Origin of the sequence: Agrobacterium sp. CNPSo 3708 (genome assembly GCF_028674915.1) — a bacterium.
Taxonomy (GTDB): Bacteria; Pseudomonadota; Alphaproteobacteria; order Rhizobiales; family Rhizobiaceae; genus Agrobacterium; species Agrobacterium cavarae.
Genome location: NZ_JAQZSF010000002.1, coordinates 46,601 through 68,978, shown reverse-complemented (window position 1 = coordinate 68,978; position 22,378 = coordinate 46,601). Strand labels below are relative to the sequence as shown.

24 protein-coding genes are annotated in these 22,378 nt (G+C 59.1%); 16 read left to right on the top strand and 8 right to left on the bottom strand.

Annotated features, from left to right (window positions below):
- The first annotated feature begins 118 nt into the window (after positions 1-118).
- The 6 genes from PVA19_RS03330 to aroQ all read left to right on the top strand — a co-directional run bounded on the left by PVA19_RS03330 (position 119) and on the right by aroQ (position 4,531).
- Positions 119-787: an amino acid ABC transporter permease gene (locus PVA19_RS03330; protein ID WP_274101159.1), complete on the top strand. Its 669-nt coding sequence runs from the start codon at positions 119-121 to the stop codon at positions 785-787.
- 10 nt (positions 788-797) lie between these two features.
- A complete protein-coding gene (locus PVA19_RS03325) occupies positions 798-1,448 on the top strand; it encodes an amino acid ABC transporter permease (protein WP_062424471.1) in 651 nt (216 codons plus the stop codon).
- A gap of 113 nt (positions 1,449-1,561) precedes the next feature.
- Positions 1,562-2,401 carry a transporter substrate-binding domain-containing protein gene (locus tag PVA19_RS03320; RefSeq protein ID WP_274101158.1) on the top strand — a complete coding sequence of 280 codons (840 nt, stop codon included), beginning with the start codon at positions 1,562-1,564 and terminating at the stop codon, positions 2,399-2,401.
- A gap of 11 nt (positions 2,402-2,412) precedes the next feature.
- The gene (locus PVA19_RS03315; protein WP_112358073.1) at positions 2,413-3,171 is read left to right on the top strand and encodes an amino acid ABC transporter ATP-binding protein; all 759 of its coding nucleotides are present in this window, start codon (positions 2,413-2,415) and stop codon (positions 3,169-3,171) included.
- Positions 3,172-3,227: 56 nt separating this feature from the next.
- Entirely contained in the window at positions 3,228-4,097 is an 870-nt protein-coding gene (locus PVA19_RS03310) for a shikimate dehydrogenase (protein WP_274101157.1), read from the top strand.
- Positions 4,094-4,531, top strand: a complete 438-nt coding sequence (aroQ, locus tag PVA19_RS03305; protein ID WP_062424474.1) for a type II 3-dehydroquinate dehydratase — start codon at positions 4,094-4,096, stop codon at positions 4,529-4,531. The genes PVA19_RS03310 and aroQ overlap by 4 nt, the downstream gene beginning before the upstream one ends.
- Here aroQ and PVA19_RS03300 read toward each other — a convergent pair.
- Complete coding sequence (locus tag PVA19_RS03300; RefSeq protein ID WP_274101156.1) at positions 4,509-5,204, bottom strand: TetR family transcriptional regulator; 696 nt, start codon at positions 5,202-5,204, stop codon at positions 4,509-4,511. The two genes, aroQ and PVA19_RS03300, sit on opposite strands and share 23 nt — an antisense overlap.
- Positions 5,205-5,322: 118 nt before the next feature.
- Here PVA19_RS03300 and PVA19_RS03295 point away from each other — a divergent pair, with 118 nt between their 5' ends.
- Positions 5,323-7,224 (top strand): bifunctional sugar phosphate isomerase/epimerase/4-hydroxyphenylpyruvate dioxygenase family protein, encoded by a 1,902-nt coding sequence (locus tag PVA19_RS03295; protein WP_274101824.1) that lies wholly within the window; start codon positions 5,323-5,325, stop codon positions 7,222-7,224.
- A 246-nt stretch (positions 7,225-7,470) separates the two neighbouring features.
- Here PVA19_RS03295 and PVA19_RS03290 read toward each other — a convergent pair whose 3' ends face one another.
- Complete coding sequence (locus PVA19_RS03290) at positions 7,471-8,703, bottom strand: MFS transporter (RefSeq protein WP_274101155.1); 1,233 nt, start codon at positions 8,701-8,703, stop codon at positions 7,471-7,473.
- Between the two features lie 192 nt (positions 8,704-8,895).
- Positions 8,896-9,303, bottom strand: coding sequence for a MarR family winged helix-turn-helix transcriptional regulator (locus PVA19_RS03285; RefSeq protein WP_162741887.1), 408 nt, complete (start codon positions 9,301-9,303; stop codon positions 8,896-8,898).
- A gap of 179 nt (positions 9,304-9,482) precedes the next feature.
- Between PVA19_RS03285 and PVA19_RS03280 the strand changes: the two genes are divergently transcribed.
- The 4 genes from PVA19_RS03280 (at position 9,483) to pobA (ending at position 14,551) form a co-directional block, all read left to right on the top strand.
- Complete coding sequence (locus tag PVA19_RS03280; protein WP_274101153.1) at positions 9,483-10,895, top strand: aldehyde dehydrogenase; 1,413 nt, start codon at positions 9,483-9,485, stop codon at positions 10,893-10,895.
- Between the two features lie 53 nt (positions 10,896-10,948).
- Complete coding sequence (locus tag PVA19_RS03275; protein ID WP_274101152.1) at positions 10,949-11,788, top strand: p-hydroxycinnamoyl CoA hydratase/lyase; 840 nt, start codon at positions 10,949-10,951, stop codon at positions 11,786-11,788.
- A 31-nt stretch (positions 11,789-11,819) separates the two neighbouring features.
- Positions 11,820-13,316, top strand: a complete 1,497-nt coding sequence (locus tag PVA19_RS03270; RefSeq protein WP_274101150.1) for an AMP-binding protein — start codon at positions 11,820-11,822, stop codon at positions 13,314-13,316.
- 62 nt (positions 13,317-13,378) lie between these two features.
- Entirely contained in the window at positions 13,379-14,551 is a 1,173-nt protein-coding gene (gene pobA, locus PVA19_RS03265) for a 4-hydroxybenzoate 3-monooxygenase (protein WP_274101149.1), read from the top strand.
- A gap of 15 nt (positions 14,552-14,566) precedes the next feature.
- Here pobA and PVA19_RS03260 read toward each other — a convergent pair whose 3' ends face one another.
- Positions 14,567-15,328 carry an IclR family transcriptional regulator domain-containing protein gene (locus PVA19_RS03260; RefSeq protein ID WP_274101148.1) on the bottom strand — a complete coding sequence of 254 codons (762 nt, stop codon included), beginning with the start codon at positions 15,326-15,328 and terminating at the stop codon, positions 14,567-14,569.
- A gap of 133 nt (positions 15,329-15,461) precedes the next feature.
- Between PVA19_RS03260 and PVA19_RS03255 the strand changes: the two genes are divergently transcribed.
- The 3 genes from PVA19_RS03255 to pcaF are packed head-to-tail and all read left to right on the top strand — an operon-like array spanning position 15,462 to position 18,099.
- Positions 15,462-16,184 carry a 3-oxoacid CoA-transferase subunit A gene (locus PVA19_RS03255; RefSeq protein ID WP_274101147.1) on the top strand — a complete coding sequence of 241 codons (723 nt, stop codon included), beginning with the start codon at positions 15,462-15,464 and terminating at the stop codon, positions 16,182-16,184.
- Entirely contained in the window at positions 16,181-16,882 is a 702-nt protein-coding gene (locus PVA19_RS03250; protein WP_274101146.1) for a 3-oxoacid CoA-transferase subunit B, read from the top strand. The genes PVA19_RS03255 and PVA19_RS03250 overlap by 4 nt, the downstream gene beginning before the upstream one ends.
- Positions 16,883-16,893: 11 nt before the next feature.
- On the top strand, positions 16,894-18,099 hold the full coding sequence (pcaF, locus tag PVA19_RS03245; RefSeq protein WP_274101145.1) for a 3-oxoadipyl-CoA thiolase: 1,206 nt from the start codon (positions 16,894-16,896) through the stop codon (positions 18,097-18,099).
- Between the two features lie 292 nt (positions 18,100-18,391).
- Here the strand turns inward: pcaF and PVA19_RS03235 are convergent, their stop codons facing one another.
- The 3 genes from PVA19_RS03235 to PVA19_RS03225 all read right to left on the bottom strand — a co-directional run bounded on the left by PVA19_RS03235 (position 18,392) and on the right by PVA19_RS03225 (position 19,996).
- Positions 18,392-18,706, bottom strand: a complete 315-nt coding sequence (locus tag PVA19_RS03235) for a putative quinol monooxygenase (protein WP_062424485.1) — start codon at positions 18,704-18,706, stop codon at positions 18,392-18,394.
- 136 nt (positions 18,707-18,842) lie between these two features.
- Positions 18,843-19,634, bottom strand: coding sequence for an alpha/beta fold hydrolase (locus PVA19_RS03230; protein WP_274101144.1), 792 nt, complete (start codon positions 19,632-19,634; stop codon positions 18,843-18,845).
- A complete protein-coding gene (locus PVA19_RS03225; RefSeq protein ID WP_274101143.1) occupies positions 19,634-19,996 on the bottom strand; it encodes a nuclear transport factor 2 family protein in 363 nt (120 codons plus the stop codon). The genes PVA19_RS03230 and PVA19_RS03225 overlap by 1 nt, the downstream gene beginning before the upstream one ends.
- Before the next feature lie 72 nt (positions 19,997-20,068).
- Between PVA19_RS03225 and PVA19_RS03220 the strand changes: the two genes are divergently transcribed.
- Complete coding sequence (locus PVA19_RS03220; RefSeq protein ID WP_274101142.1) at positions 20,069-20,905, top strand: helix-turn-helix domain-containing protein; 837 nt, start codon at positions 20,069-20,071, stop codon at positions 20,903-20,905.
- Between the two features lie 54 nt (positions 20,906-20,959).
- On the opposite strand, the gene PVA19_RS03215 is transcribed toward PVA19_RS03220, so the two are convergent.
- Positions 20,960-21,382 (bottom strand): hypothetical protein, encoded by a 423-nt coding sequence (locus PVA19_RS03215; protein ID WP_062599729.1) that lies wholly within the window; start codon positions 21,380-21,382, stop codon positions 20,960-20,962.
- Between the two features lie 373 nt (positions 21,383-21,755).
- Between PVA19_RS03215 and PVA19_RS03210 the strand changes: the two genes are divergently transcribed.
- On the top strand, positions 21,756-22,331 hold the full coding sequence (locus PVA19_RS03210; RefSeq protein WP_112358086.1) for a GNAT family N-acetyltransferase: 576 nt from the start codon (positions 21,756-21,758) through the stop codon (positions 22,329-22,331).
- Positions 22,332-22,378: the final 47 nt, after the last annotated feature.

The window sequence follows — 22,378 nt, the reverse complement described above, 5'->3', positions numbered from 1 at the left end:
AGCTCTTCTTGGAACACAGTCCGGCAAGAACAAGGGAGCGTTTGAAGCCTGAGTGCGGAGAACGGGGAGACGACCCAACGGCGGGCTGATGCCTTAACCGAAAGGTTGCGGAGGAACCATGTCATACAGTCTCGACTTCTCGGCGGTCATTGATCGCCTTCCCGAGCTGCTCGTCGCGTGTCTTGCCACCATCGGCCTGGCGCTTGCCGGCATGTCGCTGGCGACCGTCATCGGGATTCTGGGCGTCGTAGCACGTCGGTCGCGCTTCAAGGCGTTGCGCGGCTTTGTCATCGGCTTCGTAGAGCTGATCCGCAATACGCCCTTTCTGGTCCAGATATTTTTTATCTTCTTCGCGCTGCCGCAGCTCGGTCTGCGTCTTAATCCGACAGTGACTGCTATCGTCGCGCTGGCGCTTAATGGTGGCGCCTATGCGATCGAAATCATTCGCGGGGGTGTGGATGCCGTCCCAAAGGGGCAGGTGGAAGCAGGGCTCGCGCTTGGCCTCGGTCGCGCGCAAATCTTCCGCCACATCATTCTCAAGCCTGCGCTGCGGGCAGTCTACCCCTCGCTCACAAGCCAGTTCATCATGCTGACGCTGACGACCTCCGTTTGCACGTCGATCGCCGCTTACGAACTCACCTCGGTGGCGCAGAAGATCGAGGCGGATACCTTCCGCTCCTTCGAAGTATATTTTTCCATCACGCTGCTCTACCTCGTGATTTCCTCGCTGATGATGGGCGTCTTTGGTCTCATCTCGCGCATCTCTTTCAGCTACCCGGTCAAGTGAGGAGACGATCATGGCAAGCATAGGCCCCAACGAACTGTTCTTCCTCATGCAAGGCCTGAAGTGGACCATCGCATTGACCTTGATCGGCTTTGCTGGTGGTGGTGTCTTCGGCCTTCTCGTGGCATTGGCCCGCACTGCCGAAGTCCCATCCATCCGTCGCGCAACGGCTGGCTATATCGCGGTCTTTCAGGGTACACCGCTCCTCATGCAGCTCTTCGTGGTTTATTACGGCGTGGCTCTGCTCGGCTTCAACATAGATGCGTGGATCGCTGTCGCCATCGCTTTCACACTGCATGCCAGCGCCTTTCTTGGTGAAATCTGGCGCGGTGGTATACAGGCTGTTCCGAAGGGGCAGACGGAAGCGGCTCGTGCGCTCGGCCTGCATTACAGGTCGATCATGAAGGATGTTGTCCTGCCGCAGGCATTGCGCATTTCGTTGCCGGCCACCATCGGTTTCCTGGTGCAGCTCATTAAAGGCACGTCGCTCGCTGCCATCGTCGGCTTTGTCGAATTGTCGCGCGCCGGCCAGATCGTCTCCAATCAGACGTTCCGTCCGCTTACCGTTTTCGCCATCGTTGGCCTCATCTATTTCCTGATCTGCTGGCCGCTCTCTCTTTGGGGTGCCGGCGTTGAGAAACGCCTTCAGACCGCCGCTCGATAGAGCGTCGTGGAAAGACCCGTCGGCTTTTCGAAAATCGGCTTCGATTTTCCGGACGATGGTGGAGGAGATCTACTTTCGTGACCATGCATTCATCAGTTTACAAGGAGGATAATATGATGAAATCCAGCATGACTTTCGGGCGCCGCAGCGTACTTGGGCTAATAGCTGCCGCTGCCGCTCTGCCCTTCATGGCCCCGGTCGATGCCGCGGCCGGCACGCTTGAGGAGGCGAAGGCCAAGGGCAAGGTTATTATTGGCATTCAGGGCGACAACTCGCCTTGGGGCTTCGTCAATTCTAGCGGGGTCCAGGACGGCCTCGACGCGGATATTGGCAAAGCCTTCGCCAAAAGCCTCGGTCTTGAAGCCGAGTTCGTACCGCTCGCCGTTGCCAACCGTATTCCGGCGCTCATGACCGGTAAGGTGGACGTACTTTTTGCAACGATGGGCATGACGCCGGAGCGCGCCAAGACGATCCAGTATTCGCAGCCCTATGCCGGCAACGTTCTGTCGGTCTATGGGCCCAAGGACAAGAAGATTGCCGGTTTTGACGATCTGAAGGGACTGAATGTTGGGGTACCGAAGTCGAGTGCCATGGACACCGCCATCACGGCGGGCGCAGGCGACAAGGCAAGCATTCTGCGCTTCGACGACGATGCCGCCAATATTCAGGCGATCGTCTCCGGTCAGGTCGAGGCCGTAGGCGGCAACCAGTTTTATGGTGATCGCCTGAACGCTGCGGCCCCCGGCAAGTATGAGTCCAAGTTCGACCTGACGACCCTTTACAATGGCGCGGGCACCCGTCCGGGAGAGAAGGACTGGAACCAGGCCATCAACACCTTCCTCGAAAAGATCAAGGCCGATGGTGAGTTGCAGGCGATTTACACCAAGTGGATGAAGCGCGAGGTTCCGAAGTTCCCGGAATCCATGCCTGACGTCCCCTTCACCGTGAAGTAAGGGAGGTTTCCATGCCGCAATCCGCCGCCCAGGCTCCGCTGATTGCCCTCGAGGGCGTCGGAAAGTGGTATGGAGCCTACCATGCACTTAGGGATATCAATCTGACGGTTCGCAAAGGCGAGAAGATCGTTCTTTGCGGCCCGTCCGGCTCTGGGAAATCGACACTGATCCGCTGCATCAACCATCTGGAGGAAATCCAGGAGGGGACGATCACCGTCGAAGGCACCAAGCTCACCGATTCCGTCCGCGCCATCGATGCCGTGCGTCGGGAGGTGGGCATGGTGTTTCAGAGCTTCAACCTTTTCCCGCACAAGACCATCATGGAAAACTGTACGCTTGCGCCGATGCGGGTGAAAGGGCTGTCCAAAGCGGATGCTGAGGAAACCGCACGCAAATATCTCGCTCGCGTGCGCATCCTCGATCAGGCCGACAAGTATCCCGCCCAGCTCTCCGGCGGCCAACAGCAGCGTGCGGCAATCGCGAGGGCGCTGTGCATGGAGCCGAAGGCGATGCTCTTCGACGAGCCGACCTCGGCACTCGACCCGGAAATGGTCAAGGAAGTGCTGGATACGATGATCGGCCTTGCCCGCGACGGGATGACCATGATCTGCGTGACCCACGAAATGGGCTTTGCTCGTCAGGTGGCGGATCGCGTGGTGTTCATGGCCTCGGGCGAGATCATCGAGGAGGGGCCGCCGGAAGAATTCTTCCGCGATCCCAAACACCAGCGCACGCGCACCTTTCTCGGCGAAATCTTGGCGCACCACTGAAGCAAGCGGCGGGATGACCCGCCGCGCCTTTCACGCCGCATAAACGGTCCATATCCATGACAGAACGAACCGCCTATCAGGTCGGCCTTATTGGCGCCGACATCCAGCTTTCGAAATCGCCGGCGCTCCACATGCGCGAGGGTCGTGCACACGGACTCGACTATTCTTACGAACTCGTGGACATCAATGTCCGCAACGTGCCGGAGACCGCGCTGCCCGACCTTCTCGCGGAATTGGAAGCCCGCGGCTTTGCCGGAACCAATATTACGCATCCATTCAAACAGGCGGTAATCTCCCATCTGGACGAGCTTTCCGAGGACGCCCGCATGCTGGGCGCCGTCAACACGGTCGTCTTCCGAGATGGCAAGCGCATCGGTCACAATACCGACTGGTACGGTTTTTACGAAAGCTTTCAGCGCGGTCTACCCGATGCCTGGCGCGATCGGGCGCTTCTCATTGGTGCAGGTGGCGCCGGTGTCGCGGTTGCCCATGCCGCATTGAAACTCGGCATCGGCAGGCTGGATATTTTCGACCAGGACGCGGACCGTTCGGCACGGCTTGCGCGTGAACTCAACATCCGCTTTGGAGAGGGGCGGGCGACGCCAGCCAAAACGCCCGCAGCCGTGCTGGGCGATGTCGATGGTCTCATCCACGCAACACCCGTTGGCATGCCCGCCCATCCCGGTATTCCCGTTGCTCCAGATCTGATTAGTCCGCGCCACTGGGTTGCCGATATCGTCTACATGCCCCTCATCACCAGGCTGATCGAGACCGCTGCGGCGAAGGGTTGTCAGACATTACCGGGCGGCGGCATGGCGATTTTCCAGGCTGTCGGTGCATTCAGGCTATTCTGCGGACGTGAGCCGGATGCGGAGCGGATGAGCGCACACTTTGAGGAGATGTTTCAAGCGGAGGCGGCCGCATGAGCCTATTTTTCGTTCTGAACGGACCGAACCTCAACCTGCTCGGACAGCGCCAGCCGGAAATCTACGGTCGCGAGACTCTTGCCGATGTCGAAGCAACATGTCGCGAGGTAGCGATGGCCTCAGGTCATGAGCTCTTCTTCGCCCAAAGCAATCGGGAATACGAGTTGATCGACTGGATCCACGAGGCACGCGGCAAGGCCGCAGGCATCGTCATCAATCCTGGTGCTTTCAGTCACACGTCGATTGCCATCCTTGATGCGTTGAACGCATATGAGGCGCCAGTGGTCGAGGTCCATATTTCCAACATCCACAAGCGGGAGGTCTTTCGCCACCACTCCTATGTATCGATGAGAGCCGACGGCGTTATCGCGGGTCTCGGTATCGACGGCTACTGCGTGGCGCTTCGCCATCTTATCGCTCGTCAGACCCTATAGCGTCGATATGTTCGGGCCGCACCACATAGCGCAGGACCATTACAGCCACGTGGCGGGCCAGCGTTTGTTGCGCTTGCGGCGTGAAAAGGTCTTCGCCGAAGATGGAAGAGAAGGTCGGAGCGTTAGAGACGTTGAAGAAAGAGAGCGCACTGATCTGCCAGTGGAGCTCCAGTGCCTCGATGCCTTCACGAAAGACACCGCTATCCTGACCGCGCTTCAGCACCGCCTCGAGCGCGGCAATGGCGGGACGGTTGAGGCTTCGGATGGACTTCGACATCTGCACATGCCGGCCGTGATGGATATTTTCGATCATGACCATGCGGATGAAGGCCGGACTGCGGCGGTGATGCTCGAAAGTGTAGCGACAGAGTGTGTCGAGCGCAGCCATCGGGTCAAGATGGTCCAGTGCCAGATCGCTTTCGCCACCGCGCACCTTACTGTAGGCTTCTTCCAGAACATGCTGGTACAGACCTTCCTTGTCGCCAAAATAATAATAGATCATGCGCTTGGACGTTTTCGTCCGTGCCGCGATTTCGTCTATCCGCGCCCCAGAAAGACCGTTCTGGGAAAATTCCTCCATCGCGACCGCCAGTATGTCGCGCCGCACGCCTTCCGGATCGCGCTTTGCCGGACGCGCCTTTTTACCCTCAGTAGTCGTCGCGGTGCTCGTCATGTTTCCCCCGGATGCTTTGCATCCGCGTTTTTCCACGTTCCATATTAACCAACTCGTACATAAACACAAAAGGTAAGGCAATATGGCCCAGTACCAGACAGACAAGCAGAGCGTGATGATGCGCACGTCGATGGCGACAGTGTCGATCAGCGGTGAGTTTCCTGAAAAGCTGGCAGCGATTGCCCGTGCTGGCTTTGACGGCGTCGAGATATTCGAGAACGACTTTCTAACCTACGATGCCTCACCACGCGAGGTGGCAAAGATCGTCCGTGATCATGGTCTGGACATCACGCTTTTCCAGCCGTTTCGAGATTTCGAAGGCATGCCGGAGCCTCACCGCAGCCGCGCCTTCGAGCGGGCGGAGCGCAAGTTCGAAATCATGCAAGAGCTTGGCACTGATCTCATGCTGATTTGCTCGAACGTATCGCCGATCTCTCTTGGCGGGATAGACCGGGCGGCAGCTGATTTCCACGAACTCGGGGAGATGGCCGCCCGGCATGGCGTGCGTGTCGGTTATGAAGCTCTTGCCTGGGGACGCCATATCAACGACCATCGCGATGCATGGGAAATCGTGCGGCGGACCGATCACCCGAATGTCGGCATCATCCTGGACAGTTTCCACACCTTGTCCCGCAAGATCGATCCCAATTCGATCCGCTCCATTCCCGGCGACAAGATCTTCATCGTGCAGCTTGCCGATGCGCCACTCTTCGACATGGACCTCCTCTACTGGAGCCGCCATTTCCGCAACATGCCGGGCGAGGGCGATCTGCCTGTCGTCGATTTCATGCGTGCTGTGGCAGCCACCGGCTATACCGGCCCGCTCTCCCTTGAAATCTTCAACGACCAGTTCCGTGGCGGATCAGCCAGGGCTTTGGCAGAGGACGGACATCGCTCGCTCGTCAATCTGATGGACCGCGTCCGGCGCCACGAGCCCGATATCCGTCTTTCCATGCCGGAGATGCCGGACCGTATCGAGGCGAAAGGGGTGGAGTTCGTCGAGTTCACCTCGGCACCCGACGAACAACAGACCCTCATCGATCTTCTGCAAACGCTGGGCTTTAGACGCACCGCCCGGCACCGCAACCGCGCCGTCGATCTCTATACCCAGGGCGATATCCGTATCCTGATTAATACGGATGAGAGTGGCGATAGCTTTGCCGGCGCTTCCTATGCCGTACATGGCACCAATGCCTATGCATTTGGCCTCAGGGTCGATAATGCCGAGCAAGCGCTCGCCCGCGCGCGCGCACTCGGTGCGCCTGTCTTTTCCGAGCCCCGGCAGCCCGGCGAAGTCGCGGTGCCCGGCATTCAGGGCGTCGGCAACGGTGTCATCTACTTCCTCGACGATAATGCGCCGCTTGGCAGTATCTGGGAGAGCGAATTCGAGGCTTTGGTCGACGAGGGCGGGTCGCCCACAGCGCGTCTTACCCGTATCGACCATCTTGCCCAGACAACCCATTATGACGAGATGCTGACGTGGCTTCTATTCTACACATCGATCTTCTCGACCCGGCGCACACCGATGGTCGATGTCGTTGATCCCGGCGGACTGGTCCGGAGCCAAGCCATCGAAAGCGAGCCGGAACGGCTTTTCCGCCTCACCATGAACGGTGCTGAAAATCGCAAGACCTTTGCCGGCAAATTCCTGGCAGAAGGCTTCGGCACCAGCATCCAGCACATCGCATTTGCGAGCGACGACATCTTTGCGACTGCCGAGGCGTTGAAGGCCACCGGCTTTCAGGCGCTGCCGATCTCGCGAAACTATTATGATGACCTCGAGGCGCGCTTCGGTCTTGAACCGGATTTCTCCGATGCGCTGCGTGCTGCCAGTATCCTTTACGACCGCGACGAACACGGCGAATATTTCCAGATCTATAGCCGCACTTTCGGTGAAGGGTTCTTCTTCGAAATCATCGAGCGACGCGGCGCCTATAACGGCTATGGCGCCATGAACGCGCCCTTCCGCATTGCCGCCCAGCGTCGCCTACTGCGACCGGAGGGCCTACCGAAGCTATAGTCGTTCTTTGTTGCAACACACGGACACCGTGTTGCTAGCGGTGGCTCAGACGGGGGTATGGCACCGGTGGTAGAGAACGGCATCGCAACTTGGAACAATGCCCGGACGTTGCAGTGCTATCGAGCATGCTATGCGGCAAATGCCAATGAGGAGCACATCTCTCGCGAGATCACGCTCCTCATCAAGGCAAGATATTTTTGTTTGCCTAAGGACGCCCACCTCTACGCGGCAGGGTTTGCGATCCGATCAAGCTTGGCCCAGGCGTCTCGACATTTCCTCCCGTGTCTTCCCGCTACGGTGCAGGATGAGGATCACGGTGGTGGTGCCGCAGATGGCCGCGATGGGCAGCAGCGTGTAGAGAAGTTGCTGCGGACCCATGCCGCTTGCCAGGAGCCAGCCAGCGACGAGAGGTCCGACGATTGAACCAAGCCGACCGACAGAAACGGCAATGCCGACGCCGGTGCCGCGCACCTCGCTTGGATAGCATTGTGGGGCAATACCATAGAGCAGCGCCTGTACGCCGATGACCGTCGCGCCGACAAAAGTGCCAGCCGCCAGCGCCGCCGCAACATTGCCCGCGGGCAACATGGCAAGAGATGTGATTGCCAGCATCAGCCCGATAAAGCAGAGCGCTGCGGAAAAGGCAGGCCTGTTGCCGTCCAGCAGCCGCCCGCCAAGGATGGCGCCAGCTGCGCCGCCGATATTGAAAACGATCTGCACGGTCGACGCCGTTTCACGCGCAAAGCCCAGTGACACGAGAATCTGCGGCAGCCAGTTGAGAAGCAGATATACGACGATGAGGCCGAAGAAGAAGGCGGCCCAGAGCAGCAGCGTCTGTGGCAGTGCACCCGGCGCCATCAGCACGTCGCGGCGACGGGCAGGTGCCCTTGCATCGCGTGTCACGCGGAACGGTCCCATCATGAGTTGGAGCGGCAGGGCCAGCAGCAATGGCAAGATGCCGCCTACCAGGAATATCGAGCCCCAGTCGTCATGCAGGCCAAGCAGGGCGATAAGGCTGGCGAGTGCGCCACCAAGCGGCACGCCGGCATACATGATCGCAACTGCCCTGCCGCGCCGCTCAGGCGCAACGGATTCAGCGGCAATTGCGATGAGATTAGGCAGCGCGCCCCCAAGGCCGACGCCGGTCAAAAAGCGCATCGCAACGAGATGTTCGAACGTGTCGGAAAAAGCTGTGCCGATCGAAAACAGGCCGAACACGACCAACGATAGGGCGAGACCGTTGCGCCGTCCGAACCGGTCGGCGATCACGCCCCCGCAAAGCGCGCCAAGCACCAGCCCGAAGGTTGCGGATGAGAGGAAAACGCCCAACTGTGACGGTGAAAGTCCAAAAGCGGAAACAAGTTTTGGCACGGCGACACCCGCCGCCTGAAGGTCGAAACCCTCGATAATCGCGGCGAGAAAAACAAGCACGAGCGCGCGCGTTCCCGTCCCCGCATGAAGATGCGTGGCATTTGTCATGATATTCTCCTCCCAAAGGCCGCCTCAGCGGCAATCATGCTTTCATTTGGCCTGCGTCTCACGCTGCCTCAGCAATGTATCCCGCAGTCCTCCCAAGCCCGCCTCTGCGAGTAAGGGCTTCCTCTTTTCAAAGCCGCCGCCCGCAGGCGATGGATGAAATTGCGACCGTGCCATCAGCGCGTATGGCTGGTGTCACGCGCCATTCCAGATGCGCGACAACAATCGGCGCAGCACTTCACGTTCTCTTGGCGTTAGCGCACTGAATGTGCGTTCCTCCTGCGCCATGACCCGCGCGTGCCATTTGGCTACGGCCTCAGCACCCGTTTCACTCAAGTGCAGATGTTGAATGCGCTGGTCTTCATCATCGGCAAGGCGTTCGATCCATCCCTGGCTGTCGAAATGCGCAAGGATTGGCGCGAGATTGGCCCGTTGCAGCCGCGCCTGTCGACCGATCTCGGCGGCCGTGATGCCAGGCGTCTCATCGATCAGGCAGAGAACCGTGAAAGGAATGGGCTTGATCTCGTCGCCGAGCGCCTCGGCAAAACCCGCCAGATCGAGGATCGAGGCCCGACGCAGATGGTAACCGAGCAGATCGTCCATGACAGGCGCTCTTAACCCTTCAATGTCCCGCATTCTCGCCTTCACGCGTCGCCCTTCTCAAAAATAGTAAAAATTGACCCTTGTCAGTTTTGTATCGCTATGTGATATAGCAGTCAATCGCTATTTCACATAGCAATGTTTGAGGTCGGGAGCCTCGGACGCTCTAGGGAGGAGAAACCATGACATCGACATCGAACCTGTTTCGACGCGTGAATCCGATCAGCGGCGAGGTGGCGAGCGAAGCGCCTGCGCAAACGCCTGATGAGGCGATAGCTGCAGTCGATGCGGCCGCTCGCGCCATGCCGGCCTGGGCCGCACAAGGGCCGAATGCGCGCCGCGCCGCGCTTCTGAAAGCGGCTGATGCCGTCAGTTCAAAGGGCGACGCCTTTGTGACTGCGATGATGGCCGAGATCGGTGCGACCGAAGCCTGGGCGCGCTTCAACGTCATGCTTGCAGCGTCGATGCTGCGCGAGGCCGCGTCACTCACCACTCAAGTTGCTGGCGAAGTTATCCCTTCCGACAAGCCGGGCTGTCTTGCCATGGCCATTCGCGAACCAGCGGGCGTCGTGCTTGGCATCGCGCCGTGGAATGCGCCGGTCATCCTAGGTGTGCGTGCGTTGGCCACTCCTCTGGCTTGCGGCAATGCAGTGGTGTTCAAAGCAAGTGAACTGTGCCCGAAAACCCATGGCCTTATCGTCGAGGCCCTGGCGGAGGCCGGATTGCCCGAGGGTCTCGTCCAGCTTGTCACCAATGCGCCGCAGGATGCGGCAGACGTCGTCGGTGCCTTGATCGATCATCCGGCTATCCGACGTGTCAATTTTACCGGTTCTACGGCCGTCGGGCGCATAGTCGCCATGCGTGCGGCACAAAACCTCAAGCCCTGTGTTCTGGAACTTGGCGGCAAAGCGCCGCTTGTAGTGTTGGACGATGCGGATCTCGACGAGACAGTGAAGGCAGCTGCCTTTGGCGCTTTTTTCAACCAGGGCCAGATCTGCATGTCGACGGAACGGATTATCGTCGTCGATGCTGTGGCGGATGCCTTCCTTGAAAAATTTGCCGCCAAAGTGCGGATGCTCACCGCTGGAGATCCGTGCCAGGGTGCGGCGCCGCTTGGCGCTGTTGTGGATATCAAGACCGCCGATAAGCTTAAGGGCCTGATCGACGACGCCGTCGCCAAGGGTGCAAAGGTGATTGCGGCGGGCGAGCCGAACGGTGTGCTCGTTCCTGCCCATGTCGTCGCGGATGTCAGCGCTGGAATGCGCCTCTATTCCGAGGAGAGCTTCGGGCCTGTCGTCGCGGTGATCCGAGCGAAGGACGAGGCCGACGCCATCCGCATTGCCAATGACAGCGAATACGGTCTTTCGGCTGCCGTCTTCACAGGAGATGCGGCCCGCGGCCTGAAGGTCGCCCGACAGATTCGCTCCGGGATTTGCCATGTTAATGGCCCCACGGTGCATGACGAAGCGCAGATGCCTTTCGGCGGCGTCGGGGCTTCGGGCTACGGGCGCTTTGGCGGTAAGGCCGGTATTGCGGAATTCACCGAGCTTCGCTGGATCACGGTCGAGACCGAAGCCGGACGCTTCCCGATCTGATCTTACGTCGAGCCTGTGCTCGCCTTCAAATCATTTAAAAGGAAACCAATTTCATGACCGAGAATAGCAGCAAGGCGGACGTCGTCGCCGTCGATATTGCCGAAGGCATCGCCTGGGTCCGTTTCAACCGTCCGGAAAAGCGCAATGCGATGAGCCCCGAGCTAAACCGCCGGATGCTGGACGTGCTGGACGAGCTGGAGTTCCGCGAGGATGTCGGCGTTCTTGTCCTTAGCGGCGAAGGCACAGCCTGGACGGCTGGAATGGATCTCAAGGAATATTTCCGTGAAACTGAGGCCAAGGGTCTGGCTGGCGTGCGCCAGAGCCAGCGCGAGAGCTATGGCTGGTGGCGTCGTCTGCGCTGGTACCAGAAGCCGACTATTGCGATGGTCAATGGATGGTGCTTCGGTGGCGGTTACGGTCCGCTCTTCGCCTGCGATCTGGCCTTTGCAGCGGATGAGGCTAAGTTTGGTCTCTCCGAGATCAACTGGGGTATTCTGCCAGGTGGTGGCGCAACGAAGGTAGCAGTAGAGCTGATGCCCTTCCGTCAGGCCATGTATCACGCCATGCTTGGTGAGCCGATCGACGGTCAAAAGGCCGCTGCCTGGGGCCTCGTCAACGAAAGCCTGCCGCTTGCCTCGCTAAAGGACCGGGTGACCGAGGTTGCCAAGGTTCTGCTGGCCAAGAACCCCGTAGCCCTTAAGGCGACCAAGGATGCGGTGCGCCGCGTTGGCGTCATGACCTACGACGAGGCTGAGGATTATCTTGTGCGCGCCCAGGAAGCCGCCAATTCCTACGACAGTGAAGGTCGCAAGGAGGGCATCCGCCAGTTCATCGACGAGAAGACCTACAAACCGGGTCTCGGCTCTTACGACAAGAGTAAAATCCATAGCTGATAGAGGTTTTACTGGGAGGAGGACCAACATCATGCACAACTGGCTAGCCCCCGATCCGGTGGGCCTGCATGCGCAGGCGCGCCCGGAAAAACTCGCACTTGTCGATCTGGCGTCCGGAAGGCGCTGGACCTATCGGGGCCTCGACCGGGCGATCGAGCAGGCAAGAGCGGCAATCGACACGCTCGGCCTTGGGCCGGGTGACAGGCTCGCGTCGATTGCACGCAACTCCGCCGATCTTGTGATTGCGCAGCAGGCCTGTCTGCGGTCCGGCCTTATCTTCACGCCACTGAACTGGCGGCTCGCGGCTGCCGAGATCGATTCTATTCTCATCGACTGTACCCCCGCACTGATCCTGGTCGACGGATCGTCGGCAGGTTTCGCGGTGCCGGACGGCGCTAGACTGCTCGATATCGCAGCGTTTACTGCACGTTGCGAAAATGCGGCGGCAGGCGAACGAGGCTCTCCGCATGATGCCAACCGGCCTTGCGTCCTTCTCTACACCTCCGGAACGTCCGGCGTGCCGAAGGGCGTCATTCTAACCCCCCAGACACTGTTCTTCACCGGCGTCAATTTCGGCGTGCTGGGGCAGGTGACATCTCAGTCTGTCTTTCTCGCGGAATCGCCCTTCTTCCATGTCATCGGCCTGGTAACCTCCGTCTGGCCGCCATTGGTTCAGGGCGGTACGGTGCTGGTCTCATCCGGCTTCGATCCAGTCGTTACCAATTCCCGGCTTGCGGACCGCGCGCTCGGCATTACCCATTACTTCTGCGTCCCGCAGATGGCGACGGCGTTGAAGGATGCCGATGGTTTCCAGCCGGAAAAATGGTCGCTCGCTGCGCTTTTCACCGGCGGCGCTCCGAACCCGCCTGCCAATATCCGTTGGTGGCTGGAGCGTGGCGTTGCCATGGTGGATGGCTACGGAATGACCGAGGCCGGAACGATCCTTGGCATGCCGCTCGATCCAGCGCTGATTTCCAATCATGCCGGCGCGGTCGGCCAGGCGGGACCGGCCACGGCCATTCGCATCGTCGATGCCGAGGGCCGGGAGGTGCAGGACGGGACCGCTGGCGAGATCATCGTCAAAGGGCCGCATGTCACGCCCGGTTACTGGAACCGACCGGAAGAGCGCGATGCCGCCTTCACGCCGGATGGCTGGCTGCGCACCGGCGACATTGGACTTCGCGATACCGATGGGTTCGTAACCGTTGTCGATCGCCGAAAGGACATGTTCATTTCGGGCGGTGAGAACGTCTATCCAGTAGAGATCGAAAGCGTCCTCGCCGAACATCCAGCGGTCCTCCAGGTGGCAGTTATTGGTGTGCCGGACCCGCGCTGGGGCGAGGCGGGGCATGCCTTCGTTATACTTTCACCAGGATGCGAAGATGCGGAGGGCGAACTTCGTGCCCATTGCGAGGCGCGGCTTGCCCGCTTCAAGGTGCCGAAACATTTCCGGATTGTCACGGAACTGCCCCGGACCAGCACGGGCAAAATCCGCAAGAACAAGCTCCGGGAGAGTCTTTCCGCCTGACCGTTCCGTACCCAGCATCCAGCAGCGCCGCCAGACGACGCAGAGCCAGTTAGGAGACAATCATGCGCACGCAAGTCGCTATCGTCGGAGCCGGTCCCGCCGGACTTATCCTTGCTCATCTCCTCCATGCCTCGGGCATCGAGACAGTGGTGATCGAGCGGCAGACACGCGCCTATGTGGAGGGACGGGTGCGGGCAGGGGTGCTGGAACAGGGAACAGTGGACTGCCTGTCCCGCCTTGGGCTGGACCAGCGTTTGCGCGAGGAAGGGCTGCGCCATTCCGGCACGCATCTGTCCGCCGACGGCGATGATTTTCGCATCGATCTCGAACAGGCTTCGGGTGGTGCTTGCGTTACGGTCTATGGCCAGCAGGAGGTGACGCGTGACCTTTTCGAAGCCGCCGAGGCGCGGGGTCTGACGATCCTCTTCGAAGCGAGCGACGTCGGTCTCCACGATATAGAGACGGAAAAACCCTTCGTTACCTTGCGCACGCCGTCCGGGGAGGTCCGGGTCGACTGCGATTTCGTGGTCGGCTGCGACGGGTTCCATGGCATCAGCCGCCAAGCAATCCCCGACCATGTTTTGCGCATCTTCGAGCGTGTCTATTCGTTCGGCTGGCTCGGCATTCTCACCGAGCGTCCGCCTGTCAGCGAGGAACTCGTCTATGCTAGCCACGAGCGCGGCTTCGCGCTTGCCTCGATGCGTTCCATGACGCGCAGCCGCTATTACATCCAGTGCGACATGGGCGAGCGGCTGGAAGACTGGCCGGACGAACGTATCTGGGATGAACTGGCCGTGCGGCTTGGACCCAATCTCGGAGCGCGGCTCCAGCGCGGGCCGTCCTTCGAAAAAAGCATTGCGCCGCTGCGCAGCTTTGTTGCCGAGCCGATGCGCTATGGCCGACTGTTCCTTGCCGGAGATTCTGCCCATATCGTGCCGCCGACTGGAGCGAAGGGCCTCAATCTCGCAGTCTCCGACGTGGCCATGTTGGGTCAAGCGCTGGCGGAATTCTACAGTGAGCGCTCGGGCGCGGGGATCGACACCTATTCGGCGCGAGCGCTGGGGCGCGTCTGGAAGGCTGAGCGCTTTTCCTGGTGGTTCACCACCCTTACGCATCGTTTCCCCGAAACGGGGGCTTTTGAGCGACGAATGCAGGTGGCAGAACTCAGCTATCTACGAAGCTCACCACGTGCGCAGGCAAGTTTTGCCGAAAACTACGTCGGCTTGCCCTTATAACGGGTGACGGCGCGCTTAAACCAGAAGCCCTTTCAACTCCGCCTGTACTGCACCCAGCGCAGGCAGATAGCGCTCGACCAAATCCTGCATGGAAGCTGCGGAGGCGGCGACACCGACATTGAGGGCGGCGATCGTCTTGCCCCGGGCGCTCTTCAGCGGCACGGCCAGCGAGCGCAGGCCGATCTCGACTTCCTGATCGATCATCGCATGACCACGGGCGGCGGTCTCTTCGATTTCAGCCATGAGAGCATCGATATCGGTAAGCGTCATCGGCGTGCGTGCAACGATGTCGGAGCGCTCAAGAGAGGCGCGGCGGTCTTCTAGGGACAGGGAAGCCAGTAGGACCCGCCCCATGGAAGTGCAGTAGGCGGGCAGCCGCGACCCTGGCATCAGCGCAATCGACATGACGCGACGCTGGGCGGCACGTGCGACATAGACGATTTCGGTATCATCGAGGATTGAAACGGATGTGCTTTGTCCGATGTCTTCCGACAGTTGATCGAGAAAGGGCTGCACGATGCGCGGCAGTGGCATTGAAGCAAGACAGCCCGTTCCAAGTCGAAGTACCTTTGGTGTGACGGTGAAGAATTTTCCATTATAGGCGGCGTAGCCGAGCTCGGCCAGCGTCAAAAGACAGCGTCTTGCAGTCGCACGATCCAGTTGGGCAATCTCTGCCGCCTCGGAAATCGACAGTTTCGGCCGTTCGGCGCTGAAGGCTTCGATAATGCTCAGCCCTTTGGCGAGGCCACCCATCATGTCGCGTCCACTCACAGCCATGGTCCGCCTCATTCAATGTTGTGCGATAATCGAACAAATATACTATATCGCACAAATGAGCTTGATGTCGAGCCGAGTTGGGATTTACGTGAACCTTAAACGGCCACACGACAGGTCGCTGGAGGGAAACGGTATGGACAAAAGGATAGACAGCCTAGCGGATGCTGTGGCTGATATCGAAGACGGCGCAACGATAATGATCGGCGGCTTTGGCGGCTCAGGCGCCCCAATCGAACTCATTCACGCTCTTATTGACCGCTTCAAGGAAACGGGTAAGCCCTCAGGGCTCACGGTTATCAACAACAATGCGGGCAATGGTCGTATCGGCATCGCGGCGATGATCGATGCTGGCATGATCACGAAGATGATCTGCTCCTTCCCGCGTTCATCCGATCCGCGGGCCTTCACAGATCGCTACCTCGCAGGCGAAATCGAGTTGGAACTGGTGCCGCAGGGCACGCTTGCCGAGCGCATCCGCGCCGGCGGTGCCGGCATTCCCGCCTTCTATACGCCAACCGGTTTCGGTACCGAACTTGCCGACGGCAAAGTGATCGCCGAATTCGATGGTCGCAAATATGTGCAGGAACGCTGGTTGAAGGCCGATGTAGCGCTGGTCAAGGGGCATCTCGGCGACACCCACGGCAATCTCACCTACCGCCTGGCCGGGCGCAATTTCAATCCGCTGATGTGCATGGCGGCCAAAAGGACCGTCGCGCAGGTGTCGAAAATCGTGAGGCCAGGAGAGATCGATCCGGAGCAGGTGATCACGCCAGGCATTTTTGTCGACGGGGTCGTGGAAGTGGCTGATCCGCAACAGGAAGAAGCGCTGATCCGAGCAGGAGTGGCATACGCATGAGTGACGCACCCATGATCGATACTCGCGACGACATCAAGCTTTCCAACGCGCAAATTGCCTGGCGGGCCGCACAGGATATTGCCGACGGCGCTTATGTAAACCTCGGCATCGGTTTCCCGGAAATGGTCGCAAAGTTCCAGCCCAAGGGCCGCGAGGCGATCTTCCATACGGAGAACGGTGTCCTGAATTTCGGTGAAGCGCCGCCCCCTGGTGAAGAGGATTGGGATCTCATCAATGCAGGGAAAAAGGCTATCACGCTGAAGCCCGGTGCGGCCTTCTTCCACCACGCCGACAGCTTCGCCATGGTGCGCGGCGGGCATCTGGATGTGGCGATCCTTGGGGCCTATCAGGTTGCTGAAAATGGTGATCTTGCCAATTGGCGTGTCGGCTCCAAGGGCGTGCCCGCGGTGGGTGGCGCGATGGACCTTGTCCACGGCGCAAAACAGGTGGTGGTCATCACCGAGCATGTCACCAAGGATGGCAAGCCGAAACTTGTCGAGCGTTGCACCTTTCCCCTCACTGGCGTCGGCTGCATCACGCGCGTCTATACCAGCCATGCGGTAATCGACATTGTGAGTGGCAAATTCGTCGTACGAGAAAAGCTTGCAGCCATGACTATGGAGGAGCTTCAAGACATGACGGGTGCGAAGCTCCATATCGATGGCCATGTCGACGAGCTAGTGGTTCCGGCGCTGTAAGGAGTAAATCAATGACCGAAGCCTTTATTTGCGCTTATATTCGCACGCCCATCGGCCGTTTCGGCGGATCCTTGTCATCTATTCGTGCTGACGATCTCGGCGCAGTGCCGCTCAAGGCGCTAATGGCACGTTATCCGACCGTCGATTTCGGTGCCGTCGATGACGTCGTCTATGGCTGCGCCAACCAGGCGGGGGAGGATAATCGCAACGTTGCGCGCATGTCGTTGCTGCTGGCTGGTTTGTCGGTTTCGGTTACAGGCACCACGATCAACCGCCTGTGCGGTTCCGGCATGGATGCTGTCATTACCGCCGCTCGGGCGATCAAGTCGGGCGAAGCTGAATTGATGATTGCGGGCGGCGTGGAATCTATGAGCCGCGCGCCCTTCGTTCTGCCAAAGGCAGAGACTGCCTTCTCACGCAATGCCGAAATCTACGACACCACCATCGGCTGGCGCTTCATCAACCCGATGATGAAGAAGCAATATGGCGTCGACTCGATGCCTGAAACTGGCGATAATGTCGCGATTGACTTCAATATCGCCCGTGAGGATCAGGACGCCTTTGCCTTGGGAAGCCAAGCGAAGGCCGCTGAAGCCCAGGCCAATGGCCGCCTTGCTAAAGAAATCACGCCGGTGAGCGTGCCGCAGAAAAAGGGTGAACCGCTAATCGTTGATCGCGACGAGCATCCGCGTGCGACATCGATGGAAGCGCTCGCCAAGTTGAAGCCAGTCAATAAAATCGAAGGTGGCACGGTTACAGCGGGTAATGCGTCCGGCGTCAATGACGGCGCGGCAGCGCTCATCATCGCTTCCGAAGCTGCTGCCAGAAAGCACGGCCTGACCCCCATCGCCCGCATTCTGGGTGGCGCGACGGGAGGCGTTCCCCCGCGCATCATGGGCTTTGGTCCCGCACCGGCAACCAAGCAGCTTCTTGCCCGCCTCGGCCTCGCTCAGGAGCAGATCGACGTCATCGAACTCAACGAAGCGTTCGCCTCCCAAGGCCTAGCGACGCTGCGGGATCTCGGCATTGCCGATGACGACCCGCGCGTTAACATCAATGGTGGAGCCATCGCGCTCGGCCATCCACTCGGCATGTCCGGCGCCCGCATCACCGGCACGGCAGCGCTTGAGCTTTCCTTGTCCGGCGCGCGTTACTCGCTTTCCACTATGTGTATCGGCGTGGGGCAGGGCATCGCGGTCGCGCTGGAGCGGGTGTAGGCTGGGTTCAATCCTGAAGTGCGTCTTGCGGATGATATCAGTGGATTATCAGCCACAAGGAAGATGTAGTGGGACGGTAAAAACTTCCATGGTGGGTAGAGAAGCAGCCTTGGCGATCGCTTCAGCATCGATGGCATCATTTTTCTGACGATTCACTACAGGCTTGATGTGCTCAGGGGCCTTAAGACGCACATCCTGGCCCAGCTTTCTAATCTCGCGACACCAGTGATGGCCCCCGGCGCAGGCCTCCCGTGGGAGGGGGGCCACAGGCCTGCCTTGCGAGAGTAGATGGTCAGGCAGACCTCGCAACGGTCCATATTGCAATATGTCGCGGCTCCACCAACAGAGCATCGATGTTCTCATGAAAAGCCGCTCGATAGGGCCGATTTAGCTGAACCTTGAGCACGTCCGCCCGATCTGTCCATGTTTCATGAAGCTGGAAGACGTTGCTCCGCTCCGGATCGACGTGCAGCGTGTATCGCACAAACGTCTGCTCATGGCGCATTGCGTCTAGTACCGGGTCGAGAAGGGCGAGGAACCGGCCAACTTGCTCAGGTAAAACGTGGAAGGTGATGACGTAGGTTTCAGGCTGTGTGTGCGAGGTCATCTTAGCGCCTCCGGAAACAGGACGGTAATGTTTGTGGCGCCTTGCAAAGTATATCTGCGTGACACTCTTCGGATCGGAATCCGTGAGGGCGCTGATAGTTGATACCTGCGGGGTGCCCGATCAGAGGTCGACTTGATCATGCCAACACCCGGCCGCTAATGTCGTTGGCAAGCCTTGAAGCGTGCGTGACCATAATTCCATGTGCCACCCCTTCGTAAACGACAAGTTCCGCGCCGGGTATCGTGGCAGCGTAAACGCGCCCACTGGACTCCAGCGGCGCGGAAACGTCGCAGTCGCCGTGGATTATCGTGACTGGCAGTTTCAAGTCGTGGGCTTCCGCCGAAAGGTTACTCAGCGCGATCGTCTGTTGGAAAGCGACCAACGCCCGGCGAGAGCAATCCATAGCCATTGAGCCCATCCAGTCCTTGACGCGTCTATGGGCGCCGGGAGCGAAGGGGTCGATGTTGGCGTCGATCCAGCCCGACAGGTTGGAGGTGAGTTCTCCGCACAGCCTTTCCACAATTTCGGGAGTTACTCCACCGACGCCAATGACTCTAGGCCCGGTTGCACCCACTAGAATGAGCCTTTTGATCCGGTTGCCATTGTACCGCGAAAGGTAGCGTATTGCTTCGCCGCCGGCGCCGGAGTGCGCCACAAGCGTCACGTTCGAAAGGTGGAGAGACCTCATCACCTCAGCGAGATCGTCTGCCAAGTCGTCGTAAGAGTAGGTCGCCCGATCGGTAGAACGACCATGTCCGTTTCGGTCGTAAGCGATGGTCCTGAGACCTGCGTCATTGAGACGAAGCCTAGTTTCACCCCAAATTCGGCTGTCCATAGCCCATCCAGCCAAGAAGAGCACGGGCGGACCATCACCCCAATCGCTGACGTGAAGAAAATGCCCGTCTCCGCGTGAAACAAATGGCGGCATCATACGAACTCCTTGTCGACGAACCCGATGACCTCTTCGATTTGACCGTCCTGCGTTGTGCGGACTATGTCGGTCCCCGTGGCGATCAGCCTTCCGTCCTCGCCTGAGAGCGTCCAGGAGAACCGCGCAAATGAGCCATGCCCGTCAGGTTCGCCCCGAAGTGTAAAGGTGTGGCCAGGGAGTTGGGCCCGGACACCTGCGATCATTGCAGAGATGCCCCCCCAACCTTCGCTTGCCATTATCGGGTCGGCGTAGCGAGCTCCCGGTGTCCAGGCGTTGGCCAGTCTCTGGTCGCGTGATGTGGCGTCAGGATCATTCCAGAGCGCAAGATACTCACTGGCAAGCAATTCGGGATTTATCATTGTCCGCCTCCATATTAGATGACGAACCAAGAATGCCGCAGCCGCTAGACGAAGACGATTACCTCCGAGGTAATGACTTCGACGATCCAGACCGTTAGTCTCCGCCACATGAGCGCATTATCGACGACCCTTGGTGAGGCATTGAGAATGTGGCGGGCAAGACGCCGACTTAGCCAGCTTGATCTCGCGGGCGAAGCGGAGGTCTCTACTCGCCATCTCAGTTTCATTGAAAGCGGCCGTGCGTCTCCTAGCCGCCATGTGCTATTGCGTCTTGCGGAAGCACTTCGCTTACCTCTGAGAGAGCAAAATCAACTACTGCGTACCGCGGGCTTCGCCCCGATCTATGAAGAGCGTGCATTCTCCTCTCCAGACATGGAAAACGCTTTGGTTGCCGTGGAAGCAGTGTTGCGAGCGCATGCGCCCTTTCCGGCGCTGGCCGTCGATCGGCACTGGAACTTAGTGCTTGCCAATGATACCGCGCGGCAGATGCTGATCGGCATCGATGAGAGGCTGCTGAGGCCTCCCGTAAATGTGTTGAGAGCGACGTTCCACCCACAGGGGCTGGCGCCACGCATTTTGAACCTCGCCGAATGGCGTCACCATGTTTTGTCACGACTTCGAAGAGACATCGATCAATCTGCTGACCCGGTACTAGAAGCGCTCCACACCGAACTCTCCGGCTTTCCTTTTCCCGCTAGTCGCCGCCCGCCAAGCTCTACCGAGCGCATTGCCGTGACGCTTTCCATTCGCAGCGAAGCAAATCGCGGCGTGATGTCGTTTCTGTCAACAACGACCGTGTTCGGCACTGCGGTGGACGTTACGCTCGCAGAACTGACGCTGGAATGCTTTTACCCGGCAGACGAGAAGACGCGAAAATCTCTCATGGAGGGAATGACCAAGCCATTATGAGCCGTTTGTTCAGCAGTCCGAGCGTTCTTTTACCAGCTTCACCGCACGAACATGTTAGTCATCTTGCCATGCAATGGCGGCAATGCGCCAAGCATTCTGAGTCCGCACCAACTGAATGAGCTTTGCGCCGCTTCCATCGTAGGGTTCGCCCGAGAAGATCCCACTCTTTGCGTAGGTCGAATGGCGGCAGGCTATGCCACGCAATACCTGAGTGGTCGCTGAAGTCTCCCACTCATGAAAGTCGATAAGCGAGCCGTCGCTGAGCATCCGCTCGCGCGGTACGATGAACGCATCCACGTTCATCGTTTCCACTTCAGCAGCATTGGCTCGCACGATGACTGCCTCAGGAAGAAACATTTCCCGCAGCCCTCGCACGTTAATGACCCGTCCGCTGCGGTTGTCGAACGCGGCATAAAATCTGCCGACCAATTCGTTGATTGCTGCGTGCAAATCAGGATTGTCACGTTCGGTGGTCATAGAAGCCTCGTTATTCCTATCTATGGAATTTACACCTACCTTGATAATGCAGCGTGGTTCAACGACAGCGCTATGTGGCGTCTACGAGGGACACTGATAAGGGGAGCGCATGAATGCATTCCGCAGGCGAACGGATAGCTGCCAAAAGACTGTAACTGCTCGCCAACTTCTCTGACGTCAACTCGATTCCTCTTCGCGGCTGCCGGATCACTCCGTCGATCGCAGATTGCCTGGAACTCTGGTCATATTCCACCAAGCCGCCTTTGGCCGCCGTTGACGTTCCGATCCGTGCAAGCGTCTCTTCCAATATGTTCGGTATCAACTTAGTTTGACGAGACCAGATAATGTAAGAGCTGATGACGACTGAGGTTCGATGGACGCACTTGCCACGCAAAATGAAGCCCCGAATGTCATTTTGACCGATCGTCTTACGATGCGGTTGCCAGAAGTGTCTGATTTTGCGGACATGGTTCAGCTCTGGAGCGATCCCGATGTCGTCCGCTATATCGGAGGCCGTACTTCCACTGACGATGAGGTTTGGCAGCGCCTTTTACGTTATAGAGGCCTCTGGGCGCTGGTTGGTTATGGCTATTGGACTATTCGTGAGACCAAGACCGGTGATTTCGTAGGGGAGATGGGTTTCGCGGATTGGCACCGCGCCGGCCTTCCTCAACTGAAGGGCGTGCCTGAAGGTGGATGGGTTCTTACCTCCGCAATGCAGGGAAAAGGTTATGCCCGAGAGGCATTGATCGCTGCGCTGCAATGGCTTGATAGATCCATAGCACCGCGTACGTCTGCGTGCATCATTGCACCTGAAAACAGGCGATCCCTCCGCCTTGCCGAGCAATGTGGCTATCGGGAGGTATCACGAACCGCCCACCGGCAAACCGATACGCTAGTTATGGTGCGCGATCATTTGCCTAGGGACCATGATTGCGGCGCTGATTGAATTTTGGTTGAAAATTCGCTCAAAATTGCTCGGCTGGGAAACCTTGA

What these genes read in the sequence shown, in the direction of transcription:
- PVA19_RS03330 (WP_274101159.1), top strand. Translation starts at nt 119, where the DNA reads ATGTCATACAGTCTCGACTTCTCGGCGGTCATTGATCGCCTTCCCGAG.
- PVA19_RS03325 (WP_062424471.1), top strand. Translation starts at nt 798, where the DNA reads ATGGCAAGCATAGGCCCCAACGAACTGTTCTTCCTCATGCAAGGCCTG.
- PVA19_RS03320 (WP_274101158.1), top strand. Translation starts at nt 1,562, where the DNA reads ATGATGAAATCCAGCATGACTTTCGGGCGCCGCAGCGTACTTGGGCTA.
- PVA19_RS03315 (WP_112358073.1), top strand. Translation starts at nt 2,413, where the DNA reads ATGCCGCAATCCGCCGCCCAGGCTCCGCTGATTGCCCTCGAGGGCGTC.
- PVA19_RS03310 (WP_274101157.1), top strand. Translation starts at nt 3,228, where the DNA reads ATGACAGAACGAACCGCCTATCAGGTCGGCCTTATTGGCGCCGACATC.
- aroQ (WP_062424474.1), top strand. Translation starts at nt 4,094, where the DNA reads ATGAGCCTATTTTTCGTTCTGAACGGACCGAACCTCAACCTGCTCGGA.
- PVA19_RS03300 (WP_274101156.1), bottom strand. Translation starts at nt 5,204, where the DNA reads ATGACGAGCACCGCGACGACTACTGAGGGTAAAAAGGCGCGTCCGGCA.
- PVA19_RS03295 (WP_274101824.1), top strand. Translation starts at nt 5,323, where the DNA reads ATGCGCACGTCGATGGCGACAGTGTCGATCAGCGGTGAGTTTCCTGAA.
- PVA19_RS03290 (WP_274101155.1), bottom strand. Translation starts at nt 8,703, where the DNA reads ATGACAAATGCCACGCATCTTCATGCGGGGACGGGAACGCGCGCGCTC.
- PVA19_RS03285 (WP_162741887.1), bottom strand. Translation starts at nt 9,303, where the DNA reads ATGGACGATCTGCTCGGTTACCATCTGCGTCGGGCCTCGATCCTCGAT.
- PVA19_RS03280 (WP_274101153.1), top strand. Translation starts at nt 9,483, where the DNA reads ATGACATCGACATCGAACCTGTTTCGACGCGTGAATCCGATCAGCGGC.
- PVA19_RS03275 (WP_274101152.1), top strand. Translation starts at nt 10,949, where the DNA reads ATGACCGAGAATAGCAGCAAGGCGGACGTCGTCGCCGTCGATATTGCC.
- PVA19_RS03270 (WP_274101150.1), top strand. Translation starts at nt 11,820, where the DNA reads ATGCACAACTGGCTAGCCCCCGATCCGGTGGGCCTGCATGCGCAGGCG.
- pobA (WP_274101149.1), top strand. Translation starts at nt 13,379, where the DNA reads ATGCGCACGCAAGTCGCTATCGTCGGAGCCGGTCCCGCCGGACTTATC.
- PVA19_RS03260 (WP_274101148.1), bottom strand. Translation starts at nt 15,328, where the DNA reads ATGGCTGTGAGTGGACGCGACATGATGGGTGGCCTCGCCAAAGGGCTG.
- PVA19_RS03255 (WP_274101147.1), top strand. Translation starts at nt 15,462, where the DNA reads ATGGACAAAAGGATAGACAGCCTAGCGGATGCTGTGGCTGATATCGAA.
- PVA19_RS03250 (WP_274101146.1), top strand. Translation starts at nt 16,181, where the DNA reads ATGAGTGACGCACCCATGATCGATACTCGCGACGACATCAAGCTTTCC.
- pcaF (WP_274101145.1), top strand. Translation starts at nt 16,894, where the DNA reads ATGACCGAAGCCTTTATTTGCGCTTATATTCGCACGCCCATCGGCCGT.
- PVA19_RS03235 (WP_062424485.1), bottom strand. Translation starts at nt 18,706, where the DNA reads ATGACCTCGCACACACAGCCTGAAACCTACGTCATCACCTTCCACGTT.
- PVA19_RS03230 (WP_274101144.1), bottom strand. Translation starts at nt 19,634, where the DNA reads ATGCCGCCATTTGTTTCACGCGGAGACGGGCATTTTCTTCACGTCAGC.
- PVA19_RS03225 (WP_274101143.1), bottom strand. Translation starts at nt 19,996, where the DNA reads ATGATAAATCCCGAATTGCTTGCCAGTGAGTATCTTGCGCTCTGGAAT.
- PVA19_RS03220 (WP_274101142.1), top strand. Translation starts at nt 20,069, where the DNA reads ATGACTTCGACGATCCAGACCGTTAGTCTCCGCCACATGAGCGCATTA.
- PVA19_RS03215 (WP_062599729.1), bottom strand. Translation starts at nt 21,382, where the DNA reads ATGACCACCGAACGTGACAATCCTGATTTGCACGCAGCAATCAACGAA.
- PVA19_RS03210 (WP_112358086.1), top strand. Translation starts at nt 21,756, where the DNA reads ATGGACGCACTTGCCACGCAAAATGAAGCCCCGAATGTCATTTTGACC.